This is a genomic window from Acidovorax kalamii (assembly GCF_002245625.1).
GTDB lineage: Bacteria > Pseudomonadota > Gammaproteobacteria > Burkholderiales > Burkholderiaceae_C > Acidovorax > Acidovorax kalamii.
The window spans coordinates 133611-151994 of sequence record NZ_NOIG01000009.1 but is presented as its reverse complement, the minus strand read 5'-3'; the positions used below and the strand labels follow the sequence as shown (position 1 = coordinate 151994).

Here is an 18384-nt window from a genome sequence, read left to right as displayed (position 1 = left end):
AGGCGCTTCACCAGCCTTACCGGTGTAACGAGCTGGGGGTATTGAGAGGAAGTCTGAATGCAAACCAATTTGCTGAAACCCAAGGCGATCAATGTCGAGCAGCTTGGCCACAACCGTGCCAAGGTCGCGCTGGAGCCGTTCGAGCGTGGTTACGGCCACACGCTGGGCAACGCCATCCGGCGCGTCCTGCTCTCGTCCATGGTGGGTTACGCAGCGACGGAAGTCACCATTGCAGGCGTTCTGCATGAGTACTCGTCGATCGACGGTGTCCAGGAAGATGTGGTCAACATCCTTCTGAACCTCAAGGGTGTGGTGTTCAAGCTGCACAACCGCGACGAGGTCACGCTGAGCCTGCGCAAGGACGGCGAAGGCGTGGTGACGGCCCGTGATATCCAGACCCCTCACGATGTCGAAATCGTGAACCCTGATCACGTGATCGCCAACCTGTCTGCTGGCGGGAAGCTGGACATGCAGATCAAGGTAGAGAAGGGTCGCGGCTACGTGCCGGGCAACCTGCGCCGCTATGCCGACGAATCGACCAAGTCGATTGGCCGCATCGTGCTGGACGCTTCGTTCTCCCCCGTGAAGCGCGTGAGCTACACCGTGGAAAGCGCCCGTGTGGAACAACGTACTGACCTGGACAAGCTGGTTGTCGAGATCGAAACCAACGGTGCCATCACCGCCGAAGACGCCGTGCGTGCTTCGGCCAAGATCCTGGTGGAACAGCTGGCTGTGTTCGCGCAGCTGGAGGGTGGCGAGCTGGCTGCGTTCGACGCACCTGCAGGCCCTCGTGGCAATGCCACGTTCGACCCGATCCTGCTGCGCCCTGTGGACGAGCTGGAACTGACCGTGCGTTCTGCCAACTGCCTGAAGGCCGAGAACATCTACTACATCGGTGACCTGATCCAGCGTACCGAGAACGAGCTGCTCAAGACGCCTAACCTGGGCCGCAAGTCGCTCAACGAAATCAAGGAAGTGCTTGCCTCGCGTGGCCTCACGCTGGGCATGAAGCTCGAGAACTGGCCACCAGCGGGCCTGGACAAGCGCTAAGCTGCCGCCTTATAATCGTAGGCTCCCCAAAAAAAACGGGGGGCGCGGTTTCCAAGTCCTCCGCAAGGGGGACTTTTCGTTCCCCGGATGGATGCTTCCGAAAGGGGAACAGTGCCTCGGACAGTACCTGACACGGCTGCCCGATTTAATTACATAGACAGTAGAAGGAAAGCACCATGCGCCACGGACACGGCCTCCGCAAACTCAACCGCACCAGTTCGCACCGCCTCGCGATGCTGCAGAACATGATGAACTCGCTCATCGAGCACGAGGCCATCAAGACCACCGTCCCCAAGGCCAAGGAACTGCGCCGCGTGATCGAACCCATGATCACCCTGGCCAAGGAAGACTCCGTTGCCAACCGCCGCCTGGCCTTCAACCGCCTGCGCGACCGCGACAGCGTGACCAAGCTGTTCAACGACCTGGGCCCCCGTTTCAAGGTGCGTCCCGGTGGTTACACCCGCATTCTGAAGATGGGTTTCCGCGTGGGTGACAACGCGCCCATGGCACTGGTCGAACTGGTCGATCGCGCTGCAGAAACCGAAAATAATTCGGCAGCTGCCGAATAATAGGGTATAATTTATTTCTTACCGCGCGATGGAGCAGTCTGGTAGCTCGTTGGGCTCATAACCCAAAGGTCGGAGGTTCAAATCCTTCTCGCGCAACCAAATACAGCGGTCTCCGCTTTGCAAAACGCCCACTCCTCAGTGGGCGTTTTTTTTTGCCGTTGCGATCTTGGATCGGGCCGTTTCTCTTGGAGCCTTGTGCTCACCGCTGTGGGTTCGTTGCAGTACCAGCGCGCCCCCATCTGTTTTGCGCTGACTCCAAGGGCGGCAGGAGCGGAAGCGGGGCCTGGAAGTCCATAGTCCGCCCCTCCATGCAACGTTCTTTCGGGCGCAGAATCCGGAAGGAAACGTCTTGATCTTCCGTTCAGTGGGCAGGAGTGAAACGACTTCTTCAGCGGGCAAAAAGATCGGCCTTGGCTGCCTTGGTGATCGCAACGACGCAGGGGTGCGTGATCCGCCGCTCGACGGAAATCGCGAAAAATTCTTCCACCAGCTCGGTGGACCGGCCGATCACCTCCACGCCGAACTGGGCGGTGGTCTCCTCGTCCAGTACCGTGGGGGACGTAAAAATGCCCCGGCCTTGGCGGCCAAACGCGTTCATGAGCGCACTGTCGTCGAACTCGCCGACAAGGCGGGGCTGCAGGTGGTGTTTGTTGAGCCAATGGTCCAGTTGCTGCCGCACTGACGACATGGGCCCCTGGATCAGCATGGGTGCACCATGCAGACATTGTGGAAACGGCCCCTCCAGCTGGGCACGCAGGCTGGGTGCGCACAAAAAACTCATACCGCTGGTGCCCAGCGGGTGGTTGAAGGCTTTTACACCAATCTTCTTGGATACCGGCTCGTCTGCCAGCACCAGGTCGAGCTTGTGCAGGCTCAGCTGCGCGATCAGCTCGGGAAACTTCCCTTCGTGGCAGGTCATGTGCACCCGTTGTGGCATGCCCAACGCGGGCTCCAGCAGATGGTAGGCCACCGACTTGGCAATCGAGTCGGCCACCCCCACGCGGAACTCCAGCGGTTTCTCCTGGCCGCGCGACAGGCGGATGGACTTCTCCAGCTCATCCCCCAGCGCAAAGATCTGCTCGGCATAGCCCAGGGCTACCCGGCCTTCGCTGGTCAGCTCCAGGCCCCGGCCTCGCTTTCTGAACAGGTCGTGGCCCAGCCACTCCTCCAGCTGCTTGATCTGCCCGGACAGCGTCTGGGGGGTGGTGTGCAGCTGCTCGCCAGCGCGCATCACGCCGCCTGCTTTGGCCACGGTCCAGAAATAGCGCAGGTGCTTGAAGTTCATGGTGCGATTCAGTGAAACACTTCGAAAAAAGCGAGCAATAAAGCTCAATAAAACGAATATACGCGAAGTATAAAAATCTCTACATTGCAGGCTTGGCCCTTGTCCGTGGCGCGCTCCGCCCGGGAAGGAACTGTCAGCGTTCATGAGAACCTGTTCTGAGGAGTAGCAACCATGCGTATCACTACCAGAGGACAACTTGCCGTGTCGGCCATGACCGACCTTGCCCTGCGCCAGAAAATGCGGCCGGTGGCCCTGTCCACCATCAGTGCACGCCAGGGCACATCCCTTTCGTACCTGGAGCAGCTGTTCAGCGCCCTGCGCCGTGCCGGGCTGGTGGACAGCACGCGCGGGCCCGGTGGTGGCTACACGCTGGCCCGCCGCGCTGATCAGGTGTCGGTGGCCGAGATCATCCTGGCGGTCGAGAACCTCAAGGCCGACGACCTGCAGAACCTGGGCGCGGGCCAAGCGGCGCAGGTGAAGTCCATGACCGGCGAACTGTGGTCCACCTTCAACCTGCGCGTGATGGAGTACCTGCAGTCGGTCACCTTGCAGGACCTGGTGGCCCAGCAGCTCGAAAAAGGGGGCGCACTGGAAGACGCCGCGCCCGCCGTGGCTGCCAAGCCCAAACTCCCGCCCAAGCCGCGCCCCCTGATGGCCCGGGTGGGGGTGCCGAACTCGGTGTTCGCGCTGGGCTCCATGCCCCTGCTGCAGCGGCGCTGAACCGGGCGCGGGGCGGTGCGCCCCGCTGACTGTGGGCTAGAGCTGGTGTGCGAGTTGCTTGATGCCGCGTATCAGCATCTCCACCGAGATAGCGACCAGGATCAGCCCCATCAGGCGTTCAAACGCCATCACCACGCGTTCGCCCACCAGACGCTGGATGCGTTCGGCCATCAGCAACACGATGGCGCACACCGCCATGGTCACGCACAGAGCGCCGACCCATTCGAGCTTGCGCTCTGGTGCCTGGGCGACCAGCAGCATCACCGTGGCCAGGGCCGACGGGCCTGCCAGCGCAGGGATGGCCAGCGGCACGATCAACGGCTCGCCCGGCAGCTCCGCCTGCGGACCGTCTGCCGACGGAAAGATCATGCGCAGCGCGATCAGGAACAGCACCACCGCGCCCGCAATCTGCAGCGACAGGTCGCTCAGGTTCATCACCCGCAGAAACTCCGCCCCGAAGAACAGAAACACCAGCAGCAGCGCAAACGCGATCAGCACCTCGCGCAGGATCACCCGCGCCCGCCGCTCGGGCGCCACGCCGCGCAGCGCGTTGGCAAAAATGGGGATGTTGCCCAGCGGATCGGTGATCAGCAGCAGCAATATGGTGGCCGACGCGAAGGTGTAGCTCATGTCGCGTACACCGCGTCCAGCGATCGGAAGCCCTTGATCTCGATCGGGTTGCCGCTGGGGTCGTGGAAGAACATCGTCCACTGCTCGCCTGGCTGGCCTTCAAAACGCACCTGCGGTTCCAGCACAAAGACCGTGCCCGCCGCCTTCAGGCGCGCGGCCAGTGCATGCCAGTCGGGCAGCTCCAGAATGGCGCCGAAATGGGGCATGGGCACCAGGTGGTCGCCCACATGGCCGGTGCGGGCACTGGCAAACGGGGTGCCCAGGTGCAGCGAGATCTGGTGGCCGAAGAAGTCGAAGTCCACCCAGGTGTCGGTGCTCCGCCCCTCCTGGCAACCCAGCACGCCGCCATAGAAGCGGCGGGCGGCATCGAGGTCGGTGACGTGGAAAGCGAGGTGAAAGAGGCTGCGCATCCCGCAAAGGATAGCAGCCGGTGTCCGGTTTCAGGCTCGCCCTCAGGCTGTCCGCCGGTGCTGCTCGGCCTTCTCCTGGCAGTGCACGCAGCGTGCCGCCTCGGGGGTGGCGTGCAGTCGGGCTGCGGTGATGTGGGCGCCGCAGTCCGTGCACTCGCCGTAGGTGCCCGCCTCGATGCGGGCCAGGGCCGCCTCCACGGCGGCCAGGTGGGCGGTTTCGTGCTCGTCCAGCGCGAACGCCAGTTCACGTTCGGTGGCCAGCTGGGCGCGCGGGTCTTCGGGCTGGCCAAAATGCGCTGCAGCGGCCTCGGCCCGGCCGATGGTGCCGCCGCGCTGTGCGGCCAGCTGGGCCAACAACTCGGATTGCTGGGCCCGCAATTGTTGGAGGAATGGGGCGGCCTGGGTCTTGTCCATGCGGTGTCTCCTCAAGGGTGATCGGATGCCTGCATGGTGCGCCTGTGCGCGACAACCTCGGTTGACCAAGGTCAAGGGATGAAGACCCTGCGCTGGGGGGCGGGTTCAGCGCTTGGGCGGCCGCGCCAGCATCTCCGCCGTGTTGGTCTTGCGGTCTGCGTTCACGCGCTGCACATGGGGCCGTTCGCCCATGCGGGTCAGGTACTCGCGCACGGGCAGGTCGGCCAGGTAGTCGCGGCCATAGACGATCTTGGTGGCCGAGGCCACCAGCGGCAGGTGCACGATGGCCGCGCAGTCGGCCAACGTGAAGCTGTCGCCGCCTACATAGGGGCTGAACTTGGCCAGCTGGGCGAAGGCGGCAATGTTCTTCGTGAGCTGCGCGCCCACCTTTTCTTTGGCGGTATCGCTCACCGTGCCGCCAAAAAAGGCCTGCGGGTACAGGTTGCGCGCCACCAGCTCCAGGTGCAGCTCCAGAAAGGTGATCAGCTCGCGCACCTTGGCGGCCCGGTAGGGGTCGGCGGGGATCAGTGGGTGCGCGGGGTGGGCGGCCTCGATGTAGTCGGCGATCACCGCCGATTCGCACAGCGGGCCCTGGGGCGTGCGCAGGTAGGGCACTTTGCCCAGCGGGCTGGCGCTGCGGTCGGTTTCGCCCACCCAGGCCAGTTCCTCGGTGAACGGCAGGCCCTTTTCGAGCAGGGCGAGCTTGACCTTGTTGTAGTAGTTGCTGGCCGAAAAGCCGCAGAGTGTGAGCATGGTGGGGTCTCCGTTGTAGTGGTGAGTGCAGCGTACATCCTAGGTGTGGGCGGGGGCGCCGTCCGTCGCGCAGATGACCCTGGTCAAGGCCTCGTGGGTGCAGCCACCTACAATCGGGCCCTCATGTGGTCCTCCCTGCAAACCCTCCGCAGCCTTCACTGGCTCGCCCGCCTGGTGCTGGCGTGGTTTGTGGTGTCCATGGGCGTGGCCGTGGCGTCGCCGCTGGTCAACCCGCAGGCCATGGAACTGATCTGCTCGGGTTCGGGCGCGATCAAGCTGCTGGTCAAGACCGACGATGGCGCCCAGGAGATGCAGAGCCACACGCTGGACTGCCCCCTGTGCGCGCAGGTGAGCGCACCTCCCCCCGCCTCGCAGGCCCTGCTGCCGGTGGTCCACCCGCTGGCGCATGCACTGCGCCCCATCCCCGCCGCGCACATTGCTGCGCGCACTGCTGCGCCGCTGCCGCCGCGCGGGCCCCCGGCATTCTCCTGATTTTGCTATTTATTTGATAGCTGTTTGCGCTTATCCATCGCGCGCAGACGGTCTATTTGGCTTGAAATTCAGGAGTTCCCATGCGCAAAAGCCGCATGGCGCTGGCCGTGGCCAGTGCCTTTCCCATCGTCCTGGGCTGCACGTTCACCGGGGCTGCCCCGGCGTTTGCCCAACCCGTTGAGCCCAGCAATGCCCCCGTCAAGGAGCTGGGCGTGGTCACCATCACCGGCGGCCAGCCCACCTCGCTGCCCACGCAGATCCCCACCACCATCGAGGGCGTGACGCGCGAGCAGATCGAGCATTCGATCAACGCCACCGACAGCGAAGACGCCCTCAAGTACCTGCCCAGCCTGCTGGTGCGCAAGCGCTACATCGGCGACTACAACCATGCCGTACTGTCCACCCGCGCCTCGGGCACGGGCAACCCGGCGCGGTCCATGGTGTTTGCCGACGGCATTTTGCTCAGCAACTACCTGGGCAACGGCCCCACCAACGCGCCGCGCTGGATGTTGGTCACGCCCGAGGAGATCGAGCGCGTGGACGTGCTCTACGGCCCCTTCTCCGCCGCGTACGCAGGCAACTCGGTGGGTGCGGTGGTGGACTACGTCACGCGCATGCCGACAAAGTTCGAGGCGCACGGGCAGGTCAGCGTCCAGCACCAGCCTTTCGACCTGTACGGCACCAGTGCCACCTATGCGGGCAAGCAGGTCAGCGCATCCGTGGGAAACAAGAACGGTGACTGGTCCTGGTTCCTCAACTTCAACAAGACGGACAGCGAAGGCCAGCCGCTCACCTTCCCCACGCGCCTCGTGTCCGCTGGTACCGTGGGCAATGCGGGCACACCGGTGACGGGCGCGGTGCCTGGGCTCAACCGCAGCAACCAGCCCTGGTACCTGCTGGGCACGGCCACGCAGTACCACACGCAGCAAGACCACATCAAGGCCAAGATCGCCTACGACTTTTCGCCGACTGTGCGGGCGGCCTATACCCTGGGCTGGTGGCACAACGAATCCGAAGGCCGCCCCACCAGCTACCTGCGCGACGCCAATGGCAATGCGGTGTACGGCGGCACGGTCAACATCAATGGCCGCTCGTACACGCTGGCACCCACGGACTTCAATGTGTCCAATGAAGACCTCACGCATTTCATGCACGGGCTCTCGGTCAAGAGCAACACCAAAGGCGTGTTCGACTGGGAAGTAGCCGCCAGCCTGTACGACTACCAGACCGACACCCTGCGCGCCGCCACCGTGGCGCTGCCCGCCGCGCTGAACGGTGGCGCCGGCCGCATCGTCAACAGCAAGGGCACAGGCTGGAACACGCTGGCCGCCAAAGGCACCTGGCGGCCCGATGGGGTGCAGGGCGCGCACATCATGGACTTTGGCCTGCAGCGCGACAGCTACCAGCTGCGCACCGTGGAGAACGCCACGACGAACTGGATCAGCGGTGATGCAGGCGCCCGCAACCAGGCCTTCAACGGCGACACCCGGCTCATTGGTCTGTGGGCGCAAGACACCTGGAAGATTGCGCCGAAGTGGAAGGCCGTGCTCGGCGCACGCGCCGAACGCTGGAGCGCCAGCAACGGCCAGACCGGCAACGCCACCACCACGCTAAGCCACCCCGAGCGCAACGAGACCTATGTGTCGCCCAAGGCTGCCGTGGCCTACCAAGCCAATGATCTGTGGGTGCTCAAGGCCTCCACCGGCCGCGCCGTGCGCATGCCCACCGTGGCCGAGCTGTACCAGGGCGGCATCAGCGGCAGCGGCACGCTCATCAACAACGATCCGAACCTGAAACCCGAAAAGAGCTGGACCACCGAGCTCACGGCCGAGCGGGACATGGGCAATGGACTGCTGCGCCTGACCGCTTTTTTTGAGCGCACCAAGGACGCGCTGTACTCGCAAACCAATGTGCTCGTCACACCCAACGTGACCAATGTGCAGAACGTGGACGCCATCGCTACCCGTGGCATTGAGCTGTCGTACCAGGCCGCCAACGTCTTTGTGCGCGGGCTGGAGCTGGGCAGCAGCCTGACCTGGACGGATTCCAAGATCACGCGCAACGACAAGTTCCCCGCCAGCGTGGGCAAGTGGCAACCGCGCATCCCTGAGTGGCGCGCCAGCACCGTGGCCACCTACCGGCCGGATGACAAATGGTCGTACACCCTGGGCGCGCGCTATAGCGGCAGGCAGTACAGCACGCTCGACAACACCGACGTGAACGGTTTTGCCTACCAGGGCGCCAGCCGCTACTTCACCACCGACGTGCGTGTGCGCTACCAGATCACCAAGCAGGTGAGCGCTGCCGTGGGCATCGACAACCTCAACAACTACCAGTTCTGGAACTTCCATCCCTACCCGCAGCGCACCTACCTCGCTGAGCTCAAGGTCAGCCTCTGAAAGGAATACATCCCATGTCTCTCAATACTATGAAAAAGATAGCTGTAATCGCTTTGCTGTCAGGCGCAGGAGGCCTTTTTGGCTCTGCGTCCGCCCATGTGGTGCTCGAATACCAGGTCGCCCCGGCGGGCGCCAGCTACAAGGCCACATTCAAGGTGGGCCACGGCTGCGGTGCGTCGCCCACGCGGCAGATCGCGGTGGACATCCCGGCGGGCATGCGCGGCGCGCGCCCCATGCCCAAGCCGGGCTGGGCGCTGGAGGTGCAGCGCGAAAAACTCGCCCAGCCCATCACGAGCCACGGCCGCAGCATCACCGAAGACGTGGTGCGCGTGACCTGGACGGCCAAGACCGCAGACGACATGCTGCAGAGTGCCCACTACGACGAGTTCGTGCTGGTCGCCACCGCGCCTGAACAGGCGGGCACCGTGTACTGGCCCGTGCGCCAGGCCTGCGCCGAAGGCCGCAACGACTGGGTGGAGGTGCCCAAGGCCGGGCAAAAGCTGTCGGACCTGAAGTCCCCAGCCGCCGCGCTGGAAATCCTGCCCGGCGCGGGCGCCGGTGCCCACAATCACTGATTGACCCCAGATAAAGAGGCAGTCTTCCTGCCGCCTCCCCATTTCCGCTGAACAAGGAATCTTCACCATGAAAAGACTGCTCCACACCTCCGCCCTGGCCGCCATGCTGATGGCCGCCTTTGCCAGTGCCCCCGCCTGGGCGCAGACCGCCGCCGTCAAGGTCGAGGGCGCCTGGGCCCGCGCCAGCGTGCAGGGCCAGAAGGGGACGGGCGCGTTCATGCGCCTCACGGCCCCCGACGGCGCACGCCTGGTGCGCGCCGAATCGCCCGCCGCTGGCGTGACCGAAGTGCACGAGATGAAGATGGAAGGCGACGTGATGAAGATGCGCGCCGTCCCCGCCCTGGACCTGCCCGCAGGCAAGACGGTGGAACTCAAGCCCGGCGGCTACCACGTCATGCTGCTGGACCTCAAGGCCCCCCTGGCCAAGGACACCGCCGTGCCCCTGACCCTGGTGTTCCAGGATGCCAAGGGCGCCGAGAGCAAGCTCAACATCAGCGTGCCTGTGGCCACTATGCCCCCGGGCGGCGCTGCACCGGCAGGCCACGGGCACGGCCACAAGCACTGAGCGCGACTGAGCGTGCAGGGGCGGGAATCTGCCCCTCCCGGCCGCAACACATTGGAGTAAGCTGTGACCCCATCACAGACCCACCTCTTGCGGAGCGGCCATGAGCGACACATCCAACAACTTCGGTTTCGGCAAATTCGTCCCCGGTTTTGACTTTCTGCAAAGCCTGGCCAAGGGGGCGTCCAGCAGCATTCCGCAGTTGCCCAACCTCTCCAACTGGGTGGCCCCCACCATCAGTGTGGAAGAGCTGGAAAAGCGCATCGAAGAGCTCAAGGCTGTGCAGTTCTGGCTGGAGCAGAACTCGCGCGCGCTGGCCGCCACCATTCAGGCGCTGGAGGTGCAGAAGATGACCCTGGCCACGCTCAAGGGCATGAACTTCAGCATGGGCGACGTGGCCAACGCCTTCAAGCTCAAGACCGCCGACACCGTGATGAGCGGCGTGCAGAAAGCCGCCGACACCGTGACCGGCGCCGCAGAGGCCGTGACCAGCGCCGCCGCCCGCGTGACGGGCCGTGCCGCTGCCGAAGAAGAGTCCCCTGAAGAAACAGAGGCCGATGCCGAGCCCGCACCCGCTGCGAAAGCGAAGCCCAAAGCCAAGGGCAAGGCCGCTGACACGCCCGAGCCCGCCGTGGTGGACCCGATGCAGTGGTGGGGCGCGCTCACCAGCCAGTTCCAGCAGATCGCCGCCAACGCCATGAAGGACGCGGCCAAGCAGACCGCCATCGACACCACCAAGAACATGGCCACGGGCCTGGCCAAGGAGGCCCTCAAGACGGCCACCGGCATGGCCAGCCAGTTTGCGGCCAAGGGCATGCAGACCATGCAAGGTGGTGCCAAGCGGTCTGCCACATCGGGCGCCGCCAAAAAGACCGCCGCCACCAAGAAACCTGCAGCGCGCACGACCAGCACCAAGCCTGCGGCCAAGAAGGCCAGCAGCACCCGCAGCCCGGCTGCCCGCAAGCGAGCAGGCTGAGCCAGCGCCCGCAGGCGGAGCGCCATCCGGGCGCGCGCCCCGGCACGGAGACCCTCACCATGAAACTCTTTCCAACCGGCCACGCCACCCACCCCCAGTGGCGCATGGCGGCGGCGCTGGTGCTGGCGCAGCTGCGCGCCCAGATGGCGCTGCCCGAATACGCGACAGCGCCCACGCTGGGCCTGCTCTACATCACCGACCACTACGGCAACGATGCCCAGGCGCTGCTCGACCACCTGAGCGCCGAGCTGCCCGAGGTGACCGACTGGAGCGGCACCGTGGGCGTGGGGGTGTCGGCCAACAACGCCGAATATTTTGACGAACCCGCACTGTCGGTGATGCTGCTGGATGTGCCCGCCGACCAGTACCGCGTGTTCTCGGGCGTGGCGCCGCTGCCCACGCATGCGCCCCGCCCGGGCAGCGGTTTTGTAGCGCACACGGCCCTGGTGCATGCCGACGGCCACACGCCCGAGCTGGCCGGGCTGCTGGCCGAAATGGCGGCGCGTACCGAGTCCGGCTACCTGTTTGGCGGCCTCAGCGCCAGCCGCACGGCCAGCGTGCAGTTTGCGGTGGGCGGCGACGGCAACATGGCCGGGCAGGGCGGTGCCAGCGGGGTGTTCGATGGGGGGCTCTCGGGTGTGGCCTTTGATGCCGGGGTGGCCCTGGTGTCGCGTGTCACGCAGGGCTGTCAGCCCGTGGGTGCGCTGCACACCATCACCGCTGCGCAGGACAACGTGGTGCTCACGCTCGATGGCGAGCCCGCGCTGGATGTGCTGCTCGACACGCTGCAGGTATCGCTCGATGGCGGCGACCCGCAGCCCGCGCTGCGCAAGGTGCGCGCCACGTTGGCCGGGCTGGTGAGTGCCGGTGAACAACCCCAGGGCCAGCGCCGCACGGGCCACTTCGGTACCGACACGCGCGTGCGCCACATCGTGGGGCTGGACGGCAGCCGCCGGGGCGTGGCCCTGGCCGACCAGGTGGAAGCGGGCATGCACCTGGCGTTCTGCCAGCGCAATGTGGCGGCGGCACGCGCCGACCTGATGCGCATCTGCGCCGAAATCCGCGAGGAGCTGTCGCCCGAAGAGCTGGAGCCCGCGCCGCTGGAATCGTCGTCCGAGGCGCGGGGCGGCCCCGCCCCGGCGCCCGGAACGCCCGGCGCCGGGGTGCTGCCCCAGACCGGGCGGCGCATCTGTGGCGCCATCTACGTGAGTTGCTCGGGCCGGGGCGGGCCGCATTTTGGCGGACCCAGCGCCGAGCTGCAGATCGTGCGCCATGCACTGGGCGATGTGCCGCTGGCCGGTTTTTTTGCGGGCGGCGAGATCGCCCACCACCACCTCTACGGCTACACCGGGGTGCTCACCGTGTTTGTGGACAGCGGGCTGCAGGCCTGAGCGCAGGGGCTGGGGTCAGAGGGCCGGGCTGTCCTCGGCCTCGGCCTTTTCTTCGGGCGTGAGCCGCGTGGCCAGGATCTTGTCGATGGTCTTGCCATCCATGTCCACCACCTCCAGCTTCCAGTCTTCCCACTGCACCGTGTCGGTCACCTTGGGCAGGCGGCCCGTCAGCAGCATGATCATGCCGCTCAGGGTGTGGTAGCGGCCGCGCTCTTCTTCGGGCACGGCGTCCAGGTTCAGGCGGTCCTTCAGCTCTGGCACGGGGATGTGGCCGTCCAGCAGCCAGCTGCCGTCTTCGCGCTGCAGCGCCCACGAGGTCTCCGGGTCGCGCGGCTGGAACTCGCCCGTGATCGCCTCGATCAGGTCCTGCAGCGTGACGATGCCCTGCACCTCGCCGTATTCGTCGATGACAAACGCCATGTGCACGTCCGACAGGCGGAAGTTGTCCAGCAGCTCCATGCCGGTGATGGTCTCGGGCACATACAGCGCGGTCTGCAGCGTCTGCTGGTTCAGGCCCTGGCTGCGGTCGCGCAGGGCCTTGGCCATCCACTGGCGGGCGTTGATCACGCCCAGGATGTTGTCCATGCCGCCCCGCACCACCGGAAAGCGGGCGTGGTCCGACTCTTCGATGCGCTGCAGCGTGTCTTCAAACGGCGCATCGATGTCCAGGCACACCACGTCGCCGCGCGGCACCATCAGCGAGCCGATCTGGCGGTCGTCCAGGCGGAACACATTGCGCACCATGGTGTGCTCGTGCGACTCGATCACACCGGCCGTGGTGCCTTCCACCAGCATGGCGTGGATTTCTTCCTCGGTCACCGGGCTGCCGCTGGTTTCCTTCACGCCCAACAGGCGCAGCAGCGTGCGTGTGGAGGTGGACAGCAGCAGCACAAAGGGCTTGGTCGCCAGCGCCAGCAGGTTGATGGGGCGCGCCACCAGGCGGGCAAAGGTCTCGGGGTAGGACTGGCCGATGCGCTTGGGCACCAGTTCGCCCACCACGATGGAGAAATAGGTGATCAGCACCACCACCAGGCCGGTGGCCGCATAGCCCCCGTAAGGCAGTGGCACACCCAGGCGCTCCAGCCAGGCCGCCAGTGGCGCGGCCAGCGCGGCTTCACCCACGATACCGTTCAGGACACCAATCGACGTGATGCCGATCTGGATGGTGGAGAGAAAACGCGTGGGGTCTTCGCCCAGCTTCACGGCAGCGGCGGCGCCGCTATCGCCCTCATCAATCAGCTTTTGCAGCCGGGCTTTGCGCGCAGTGACCAGAGCGATCTCTGACATGGCAAACAGGCCGTTGAGGAAGATGAGGGCGAACAGTATTGCTATTTCCATACAAAGGGCGCCTTGCGCGCCCTTGGGTGTTGAGTTGCAAGCGATTGTACGGAACGGGGCAAAAGCCCCGGTGGTTCCACTGCGGAGCGCTCAACCGCCCTCGGTGGGCAGGCCGATGGCATCCCATTCGGGCAGGCCGCCGCGCAGCCAGTACACCGACTTGTAGCCCTTGGCGGCCGCCACCTTGGCTGCCTTGTAGGACTTCCAGCATTCGGCGCCATTGCAGGCAAAGATCACCGGCTTGGCCTTGTCCAGGCCCGGCAACTTGTCCAGCGCCTGGAAGTCATCCTGCGCCGCATTGAAGGCCACGTCCTTGAGGCTTTTCTCCACATAGGCCGCAAACACCGCACCCCGGATGCGCTTGGCCTTGAATTCCTTCTCGGTGCGTGTGTCCACCAGCGTGGCGCCCTGCGCCAGCAGGGTCTGGGCCTCGCGGGCGGTGATGCGGCTCACGCCCGGCAGGCTGGTGGGGGTGAACAGGCCCAGCTCGGCCACGCGGCGGTATTCGGTGGCTTCGGGGCGCAGGGTGACAGGCGGCAGGCCGGTGGACGCTGGCGTGGCGCCAAACCACTGGGCCAGCCGGTTGCGCGCATCGGCGGGCAGGTCCTTCTTGACGACCACCGAGAACCCCCCGGGCACGGGCTGCGACGTGGCCAGCACACGCGCAGTGCCGGGGTGCGCGGCCGCCCACTCGGCCCAGTCGTCCTCGCGCACCACGGTGGCGTCGGTGGAGCCCAGGGTCAGGGCCGTGAGCCCGGCCTGGGGAAACTTTTCATACTGCACGGCGCGCAGGTCCTGGAACGACAGCCCGGCCTCGTTGAGCATGCCGCGCGCCATGTAGGTGTAGATCGAGTCCTGCTGCGGCAGGTAGAGGCGGCGGCCCTTCATGGCGGGCACGGCGTCGATCTGCACCAGCCCCACCAGCAGATACTTGTCGGACTTGTGCGTGGCGCCCACCAGCTCGTAGCCCCGCTGCAGGGCCGAGGCCGCCACCTGCGCCGGGCCGATGAAGATGTCGTAGCCCGCGCTGCGGGTGGCGCGCATCACGTCGGCCAGGTCGTCGCTGGTGGCCAGGGCCACGGGCTGGCCCGAGGCCTTGGCCAGGCCCGACTCCGCCGCCGTGCGCAGGATGGAATGGGCGGCCTTGCGCGCGGTGGGCTCCACCGCCACCATGGCAGTGAGCTGGGCCAGCGCCGCGCTGCAGCCGAGGCTCCAGCACAGCAGCACGGCCAGCCGGGTGGTGGCGCGGCGTGCTGAGGGTCTTGGGGGGATGTTCATGGTGTGTCGCCCTTTCTGCTTTCGGTCTCTCTCTCGGAAGCGGCGAATATGCCCACACCGCCTGACATGCGTGCAGATGTTTCGGGTGTTTTGTATCTGTTACTTCTGTTAACGCAATGTTGCGTGCAGCGGGCCGGAGCGGCCCGACAGAATGCGGGCTGCCTCCCATCGGACAAAAGGGGGCTGTCGCCGGGCCGGGACCACCCTGCCTGCCCATTCCCCCCCATTTGGAGACCTTCCCATGACACATTCCACGACCTTGCCGCGCCGCCACCTGCTGGCCGGAAGCGCCGCCGCCCTGGGTGCGCTGGGCTTGGCCGGGTGGACGGGCAACGCCCGGGCCCAGGCGGCCGCTGCCCCGGCCGCCAAGCCGCTGCCCGCCTATGCAGGCTGGAAGACGCCCGAAGCCCTGATCGTGCACAGCACCAGCACGCTGGAGACGCGCCGTTCCGCGTTTGGCACCAGCGTCATCACGCCGTCGAACCAGCTCTATGTGCGCAACAACCTGCCTGCCCCCGACGCGGCCATCCTGGACAACCGCGATGCCTGGAGCGTGTCCATCGAAGGAGTGAAAAACCCGCGCAGCCTGACGCTGGCCGAACTCCGCACCCTGGGCGTGGAAACCGTGGCCACCGTGCTGCAGTGCTCGGGCAACGGCCGGGGCTTCTTCCCCAGCAAACCGAGCGGCACGCCCTGGCAGGTGGGTGCTGCAGGTTGCGTGGTCTGGAGCGGCGTGCCGCTGCGCAATGTGGTGGCGGCCCTGGGTGGGCTGGCCGACGGCGCGGCCTACCTGACCGGCACGGGCGGCGAGAAGCTGCCCGAGGGCGTGGATCCGCTCACCGTGCTGGTGGAGCGCTCGGTGCCCGTGAAGGCGCTCGATGACGCGCTGCTGGCCTGGGAGATGAATGGCGAGCCGCTGTCGCTGGCGCACGGTGGGCCATTGCGCCTGGTGGTGCCCGGCTACCAGGGCGTGAACAACATCAAGTACGTCAAGCGCGTGGCCTTCACCGCCGCGCAGTCGCAGGCGCGCATCATGTCGCACGGCTACCGCATGTCGCCGCCCGGCAGCAAGGCCAGCCCCGACCAGCCCTCGGTGTGGGAGATGGGCGTGAAGTCGTGGATCAACGGCCCCTTGGCCGACAAGGGCGCGCTCAAGCCCGGCCAGGTGCAGGTGCATGGCGTGGCCTTTGGCGGCACGCGCGGCATCAAGGGTGTGGAGGTGTCGGTCGATGGCGGCAAGACCTGGCAGGCGGCCAAGCTCATCGGCCCGGACCTGGGCCCGTTCGCGTGGCGGCAGTTTGCGCTGCCCGTGCGCCTGGAGGCGGGCACCCATGTGCTGGCTAGCCGCGCCACCGACACGGCAGGCAATGTGCAGGCCGAGCAGCGCGAGGAAAACCTGGGCGGCTACAACAACGCCAGCTGGCGTGACCACGCCGTCACCGTGACCGTGGCATGACCTCGCTCCCCCCTGAGGCGCTTTGCGCCTTCCCCCCGGTGGGGGGGCGCCACCCGTGGCCTGGCAGAGCCAGTTCCACGGTGGCACTGGCGTGGGTGCGCGCCGCTATCGGACGGTATCGGGTGCCGCAAGGCAGTTTGCTGGTAGGGCTGGCGTTACTGTGGGCGGGCGCCAGCTGGGCTGCCGACCCGGCCGAACTGGCGCGCGGCAAGGAGCTGTTCACCAAGATCCAGCCCGCCTGCGCGGTGTGCCATACGCTGCAGGCCGCCGGTGCCGAGGGCCAGGTGGGCCCGGTGCTGGATGAGCTGAAACCTGACGCTGGCCGCGTGTTGCGCGCGCTCAAGGCGGGTATCGGCGTGATGCCTTCGTATGCCGAGCGCATGAGCGAGAAGGACATGCTGGCCGTGGCGCAGTTTGTGGCGCACGCCACAGGCGCCGCCAAGTAGGCGCAGACTTTCGCAGCGGTTGCAGCAGCCTTGCCTCGCTGCAACCGCGCGCTGCTTCAGGCCGCCGTGCGCGATGGCACCAGCGCCGCCCCAGCTGCGCGCCCCTGCAAACCCTGGAACGCAAAGTCCACCTCGGGCACACGGCCGCTCACGATGTCGGCCAGGGCCTTGCCCGAGCCGCAGGCATGCGTCCAGCCCAGCGTGCCGTGGCCGGTGTTGAGGAACAGGTTGCCCACTTTGGTCTTGCCGATCAGCGGCACGTTGCTGGGCGTGGCGGGGCGCAGGCCGCTCCAGAACTGCGCCTGGGTGGTGTCGCCCGCGCCGGGGAAGAGCTGCTCCACGCGCCGCACGATGGCCTCGCAACGCACCTGGTTCAGGTGGCGGTCGTAGCCGTTCAGCTCGGCGGTGCCCGCAATGCGCAGGCGATCACCACCCCGTTCGCTGGTGTAGCGCGAGAACACGAGCTTGAACTCGTCGTCCGTCAGGCTCACCTGGTGGGCCTTGGCTGCATCCTTCACCGGCATGGTCACCGAGTAGCCCTTGGCCGGGTAGATGGGCAACTGGATGCCCAGCGGTTGCGCCAGCAGCGGGCTGAACGAGCCCATGGCCAGCACAAACGCGTCGCCGCGCACGCGTTCGAAGCGGCCTTCGGCATTGGTCACTTCCACATGGTCGATGCGGCCGCCCACCTCGCGCAGTGCGGTGATGTGGTGGCCCATGCGGAACTGCACGCCCGCCGCCTCGCACAGCTTGGCCAGCTCGCACGTGAACTGGTTGGCGTCGCCGGATTCGTCCTCGGCCGTGTAGGTGGCGCCTGCCAGCTGCGGGCGGATATGGGCCAGCGCGGGCTCGATGCGCACGGCCTCGTCGGCGCTGATCACCTGGCGCTCACAGCCCAACGCGCGCATCTGCTCGGCCGGGGCCAGCGCGCCGTCGAATTCCTTTTGGTTGGTATAGAAGTGCAGGATGCCCTGCGTGCGCTGGTCGTACTGGATGCCGGTGGCCGCGCGCAGCTGCTGCAGCGTGTCGCGGCTGTAGGTGCCCAGGCGCACGATCTGCTCGATGTTGTGGCGCGTGCGCGCGGGTGTGCAGTTGCGCAAGAAGGACAGGCCCCACAGCCACTGCCGCATGTCGGCGCGCAGGCGGAACAGCAGAGGCGCATCTTCCTTGCCCAGCCACTGCAGCACCTTGAGCGGCGCACTGGGGTTGGCCCAGGGCTCGGCGTGGCTCACCGAGATCTGGCCGCCGTTGGCAAAGCTGGTCTCGGCGCCGGGCGTGCCCTGGCGGTCGATGACGGTCACTTCGTGACCCAGTTGCGAGAGGAAATAAGCCGAAGTCACGCCGAGCAAGCCGGCGCCGAGAACGATCACGCGCATTTTTGAAGCCTTCTAAGGGGTTCGCGCCTGATGGGTATGCGGTTGCAGCTACTAAATTAATAGCAAGCAGCTGGCGCATGTCCGCCAGGCTGCCGCTCCCCCTGTCCTTGGTACCTGAGAGATTCACCGCCACCCACCCGGGCTGCGGCTTGCTCCTTCGGTGCGCTTCGCGTTGCGCGAAGCGGCTCTCCAGACGGCTTTGAAAAATGGTGCAGTACGGAACCTGAGCGTGTATGGGAGTTTGCGCCTTCGGTGCACAGCGGG

General features: G+C 66.3%; 19 protein-coding genes, 1 tRNA gene and 1 riboswitch. Of the genes, 12 read left to right on the top strand and 8 right to left on the bottom strand.

The window, feature by feature from the left end; translation table 11 throughout:
- Positions 1 to 57 precede the first annotated feature (57 nt).
- The 3 genes from CBY09_RS14710 to CBY09_RS14700 all read left to right on the top strand — a co-directional run bounded on the left by CBY09_RS14710 (position 58) and on the right by CBY09_RS14700 (position 1718).
- On the top strand, positions 58 to 1050 hold the full coding sequence (locus CBY09_RS14710; protein ID WP_005793666.1) for a DNA-directed RNA polymerase subunit alpha: 993 nt from the start codon (positions 58 to 60) through the stop codon (positions 1048 to 1050).
- Between the two features lie 176 nt (positions 1051 to 1226).
- On the top strand, positions 1227 to 1619 hold the full coding sequence (rplQ, locus tag CBY09_RS14705) for a 50S ribosomal protein L17 (RefSeq protein WP_063462385.1): 393 nt from the start codon (positions 1227 to 1229) through the stop codon (positions 1617 to 1619).
- 22 nt (positions 1620 to 1641) lie between these two features.
- Positions 1642 to 1718, top strand: a tRNA-Met gene (locus tag CBY09_RS14700).
- Between the two features lie 289 nt (positions 1719 to 2007).
- Here the strand turns inward: CBY09_RS14700 and nhaR are convergent.
- Positions 2008 to 2904: a transcriptional activator NhaR gene (gene nhaR, locus CBY09_RS14695; RefSeq protein WP_063462386.1), complete on the bottom strand. Its 897-nt coding sequence runs from the start codon at positions 2902 to 2904 to the stop codon at positions 2008 to 2010.
- 171 nt (positions 2905 to 3075) lie between these two features.
- Here nhaR and CBY09_RS14690 point away from each other — a divergent pair, with 171 nt between their 5' ends.
- The gene (locus CBY09_RS14690; RefSeq protein ID WP_094290348.1) at positions 3076 to 3624 is read left to right on the top strand and encodes an Rrf2 family transcriptional regulator; all 549 of its coding nucleotides are present in this window, start codon (positions 3076 to 3078) and stop codon (positions 3622 to 3624) included.
- 36 nt (positions 3625 to 3660) lie between these two features.
- Here the strand turns inward: CBY09_RS14690 and CBY09_RS14685 are convergent, their stop codons facing one another.
- The 4 genes from CBY09_RS14685 to CBY09_RS14670 form a co-directional block, all read right to left on the bottom strand.
- Positions 3661 to 4254 carry a MarC family protein gene (locus CBY09_RS14685; RefSeq protein ID WP_094290347.1) on the bottom strand — a complete coding sequence of 198 codons (594 nt, stop codon included), beginning with the start codon at positions 4252 to 4254 and terminating at the stop codon, positions 3661 to 3663.
- Positions 4251 to 4664 (bottom strand): VOC family protein, encoded by a 414-nt coding sequence (locus CBY09_RS14680; RefSeq protein ID WP_094290346.1) that lies wholly within the window; start codon positions 4662 to 4664, stop codon positions 4251 to 4253. The genes CBY09_RS14685 and CBY09_RS14680 overlap by 4 nt, the downstream gene beginning before the upstream one ends.
- A gap of 42 nt (positions 4665 to 4706) precedes the next feature.
- Positions 4707 to 5078, bottom strand: a complete 372-nt coding sequence (locus CBY09_RS14675) for a TraR/DksA family transcriptional regulator (protein ID WP_094290345.1) — start codon at positions 5076 to 5078, stop codon at positions 4707 to 4709.
- A 105-nt stretch (positions 5079 to 5183) separates the two neighbouring features.
- On the bottom strand, positions 5184 to 5831 hold the full coding sequence (locus CBY09_RS14670) for a glutathione S-transferase (RefSeq protein ID WP_094290344.1): 648 nt from the start codon (positions 5829 to 5831) through the stop codon (positions 5184 to 5186).
- Positions 5832 to 5954: 123 nt separating this feature from the next.
- Here CBY09_RS14670 and CBY09_RS14665 point away from each other — a divergent pair, with 123 nt between their 5' ends.
- From CBY09_RS14665 to CBY09_RS14640, 6 genes are all read left to right on the top strand, one after another.
- A complete protein-coding gene (locus CBY09_RS14665) occupies positions 5955 to 6323 on the top strand; it encodes a DUF2946 family protein (protein WP_094290343.1) in 369 nt (122 codons plus the stop codon).
- Positions 6324 to 6403: 80 nt separating this feature from the next.
- Positions 6404 to 8722, top strand: a complete 2319-nt coding sequence (locus tag CBY09_RS14660) for a TonB-dependent receptor (protein WP_094290342.1) — start codon at positions 6404 to 6406, stop codon at positions 8720 to 8722.
- Between the two features lie 14 nt (positions 8723 to 8736).
- Positions 8737 to 9297, top strand: a complete 561-nt coding sequence (locus tag CBY09_RS14655; RefSeq protein WP_165773920.1) for a YcnI family copper-binding membrane protein — start codon at positions 8737 to 8739, stop codon at positions 9295 to 9297.
- 67 nt (positions 9298 to 9364) lie between these two features.
- Complete coding sequence (locus CBY09_RS14650) at positions 9365 to 9862, top strand: copper chaperone PCu(A)C (RefSeq protein WP_094290340.1); 498 nt, start codon at positions 9365 to 9367, stop codon at positions 9860 to 9862.
- A gap of 100 nt (positions 9863 to 9962) precedes the next feature.
- Positions 9963 to 10835 carry a PhaM family polyhydroxyalkanoate granule multifunctional regulatory protein gene (locus CBY09_RS14645; RefSeq protein ID WP_094290339.1) on the top strand — a complete coding sequence of 291 codons (873 nt, stop codon included), beginning with the start codon at positions 9963 to 9965 and terminating at the stop codon, positions 10833 to 10835.
- Between the two features lie 59 nt (positions 10836 to 10894).
- Positions 10895 to 12226: an FIST signal transduction protein gene (locus CBY09_RS14640; RefSeq protein ID WP_094290338.1), complete on the top strand. Its 1332-nt coding sequence runs from the start codon at positions 10895 to 10897 to the stop codon at positions 12224 to 12226.
- Between the two features lie 15 nt (positions 12227 to 12241).
- Here the strand turns inward: CBY09_RS14640 and CBY09_RS14635 are convergent, their stop codons facing one another.
- Positions 12242 to 13564 carry a hemolysin family protein gene (locus tag CBY09_RS14635; protein ID WP_094290337.1) on the bottom strand — a complete coding sequence of 441 codons (1323 nt, stop codon included), beginning with the start codon at positions 13562 to 13564 and terminating at the stop codon, positions 12242 to 12244.
- Between the two features lie 90 nt (positions 13565 to 13654).
- A complete protein-coding gene (locus CBY09_RS14630) occupies positions 13655 to 14842 on the bottom strand; it encodes a rhodanese-like domain-containing protein (protein ID WP_094290336.1) in 1188 nt (395 codons plus the stop codon).
- Positions 14843 to 15083: 241 nt separating this feature from the next.
- On the opposite strand from CBY09_RS14630, the gene sorT reads away from it, so the two are divergent.
- Positions 15084 to 16298 carry a SorT family sulfite dehydrogenase catalytic subunit gene (sorT, locus tag CBY09_RS14625; RefSeq protein WP_094290335.1) on the top strand — a complete coding sequence of 405 codons (1215 nt, stop codon included), beginning with the start codon at positions 15084 to 15086 and terminating at the stop codon, positions 16296 to 16298.
- 137 nt (positions 16299 to 16435) lie between these two features.
- Positions 16436 to 16744 carry a SorU family sulfite dehydrogenase c-type cytochrome subunit gene (gene sorU, locus CBY09_RS14620; protein ID WP_094290334.1) on the top strand — a complete coding sequence of 103 codons (309 nt, stop codon included), beginning with the start codon at positions 16436 to 16438 and terminating at the stop codon, positions 16742 to 16744.
- Between the two features lie 56 nt (positions 16745 to 16800).
- Here sorU and CBY09_RS14615 read toward each other — a convergent pair whose 3' ends face one another.
- Positions 16801 to 18120, bottom strand: coding sequence for a D-amino acid dehydrogenase (locus CBY09_RS14615; protein ID WP_094290333.1), 1320 nt, complete (start codon positions 18118 to 18120; stop codon positions 16801 to 16803).
- 91 nt (positions 18121 to 18211) lie between these two features.
- Positions 18212 to 18323: riboswitch (glycine riboswitch) on the bottom strand.
- Between the last annotated feature and the right edge of the window lie 61 nt (positions 18324 to 18384).

Coding starts and splice junctions, on each gene's coding strand:
- CBY09_RS14645 (WP_094290339.1), top strand. CDS start 9,963: ATGAGCGACACATCCAACAACTTCGGTTTCGGCAAATTCGTCCCCGGT.
- nhaR (WP_063462386.1), bottom strand. CDS start 2,904: ATGAACTTCAAGCACCTGCGCTATTTCTGGACCGTGGCCAAAGCAGGC.
- CBY09_RS14640 (WP_094290338.1), top strand. CDS start 10,895: ATGAAACTCTTTCCAACCGGCCACGCCACCCACCCCCAGTGGCGCATG.
- CBY09_RS14680 (WP_094290346.1), bottom strand. CDS start 4,664: ATGCGCAGCCTCTTTCACCTCGCTTTCCACGTCACCGACCTCGATGCC.
- CBY09_RS14630 (WP_094290336.1), bottom strand. CDS start 14,842: ATGAACATCCCCCCAAGACCCTCAGCACGCCGCGCCACCACCCGGCTG.
- sorT (WP_094290335.1), top strand. CDS start 15,084: ATGACACATTCCACGACCTTGCCGCGCCGCCACCTGCTGGCCGGAAGC.
- CBY09_RS14690 (WP_094290348.1), top strand. CDS start 3,076: ATGCGTATCACTACCAGAGGACAACTTGCCGTGTCGGCCATGACCGAC.
- CBY09_RS14710 (WP_005793666.1), top strand. CDS start 58: ATGCAAACCAATTTGCTGAAACCCAAGGCGATCAATGTCGAGCAGCTT.
- rplQ (WP_063462385.1), top strand. CDS start 1,227: ATGCGCCACGGACACGGCCTCCGCAAACTCAACCGCACCAGTTCGCAC.
- CBY09_RS14675 (WP_094290345.1), bottom strand. CDS start 5,078: ATGGACAAGACCCAGGCCGCCCCATTCCTCCAACAATTGCGGGCCCAG.
- CBY09_RS14615 (WP_094290333.1), bottom strand. CDS start 18,120: ATGCGCGTGATCGTTCTCGGCGCCGGCTTGCTCGGCGTGACTTCGGCT.
- CBY09_RS14660 (WP_094290342.1), top strand. CDS start 6,404: ATGCGCAAAAGCCGCATGGCGCTGGCCGTGGCCAGTGCCTTTCCCATC.
- CBY09_RS14665 (WP_094290343.1), top strand. CDS start 5,955: ATGTGGTCCTCCCTGCAAACCCTCCGCAGCCTTCACTGGCTCGCCCGC.
- CBY09_RS14655 (WP_165773920.1), top strand. CDS start 8,737: ATGTCTCTCAATACTATGAAAAAGATAGCTGTAATCGCTTTGCTGTCA.
- CBY09_RS14685 (WP_094290347.1), bottom strand. CDS start 4,254: ATGAGCTACACCTTCGCGTCGGCCACCATATTGCTGCTGCTGATCACC.
- CBY09_RS14650 (WP_094290340.1), top strand. CDS start 9,365: ATGAAAAGACTGCTCCACACCTCCGCCCTGGCCGCCATGCTGATGGCC.
- CBY09_RS14670 (WP_094290344.1), bottom strand. CDS start 5,831: ATGCTCACACTCTGCGGCTTTTCGGCCAGCAACTACTACAACAAGGTC.
- CBY09_RS14635 (WP_094290337.1), bottom strand. CDS start 13,564: ATGGAAATAGCAATACTGTTCGCCCTCATCTTCCTCAACGGCCTGTTT.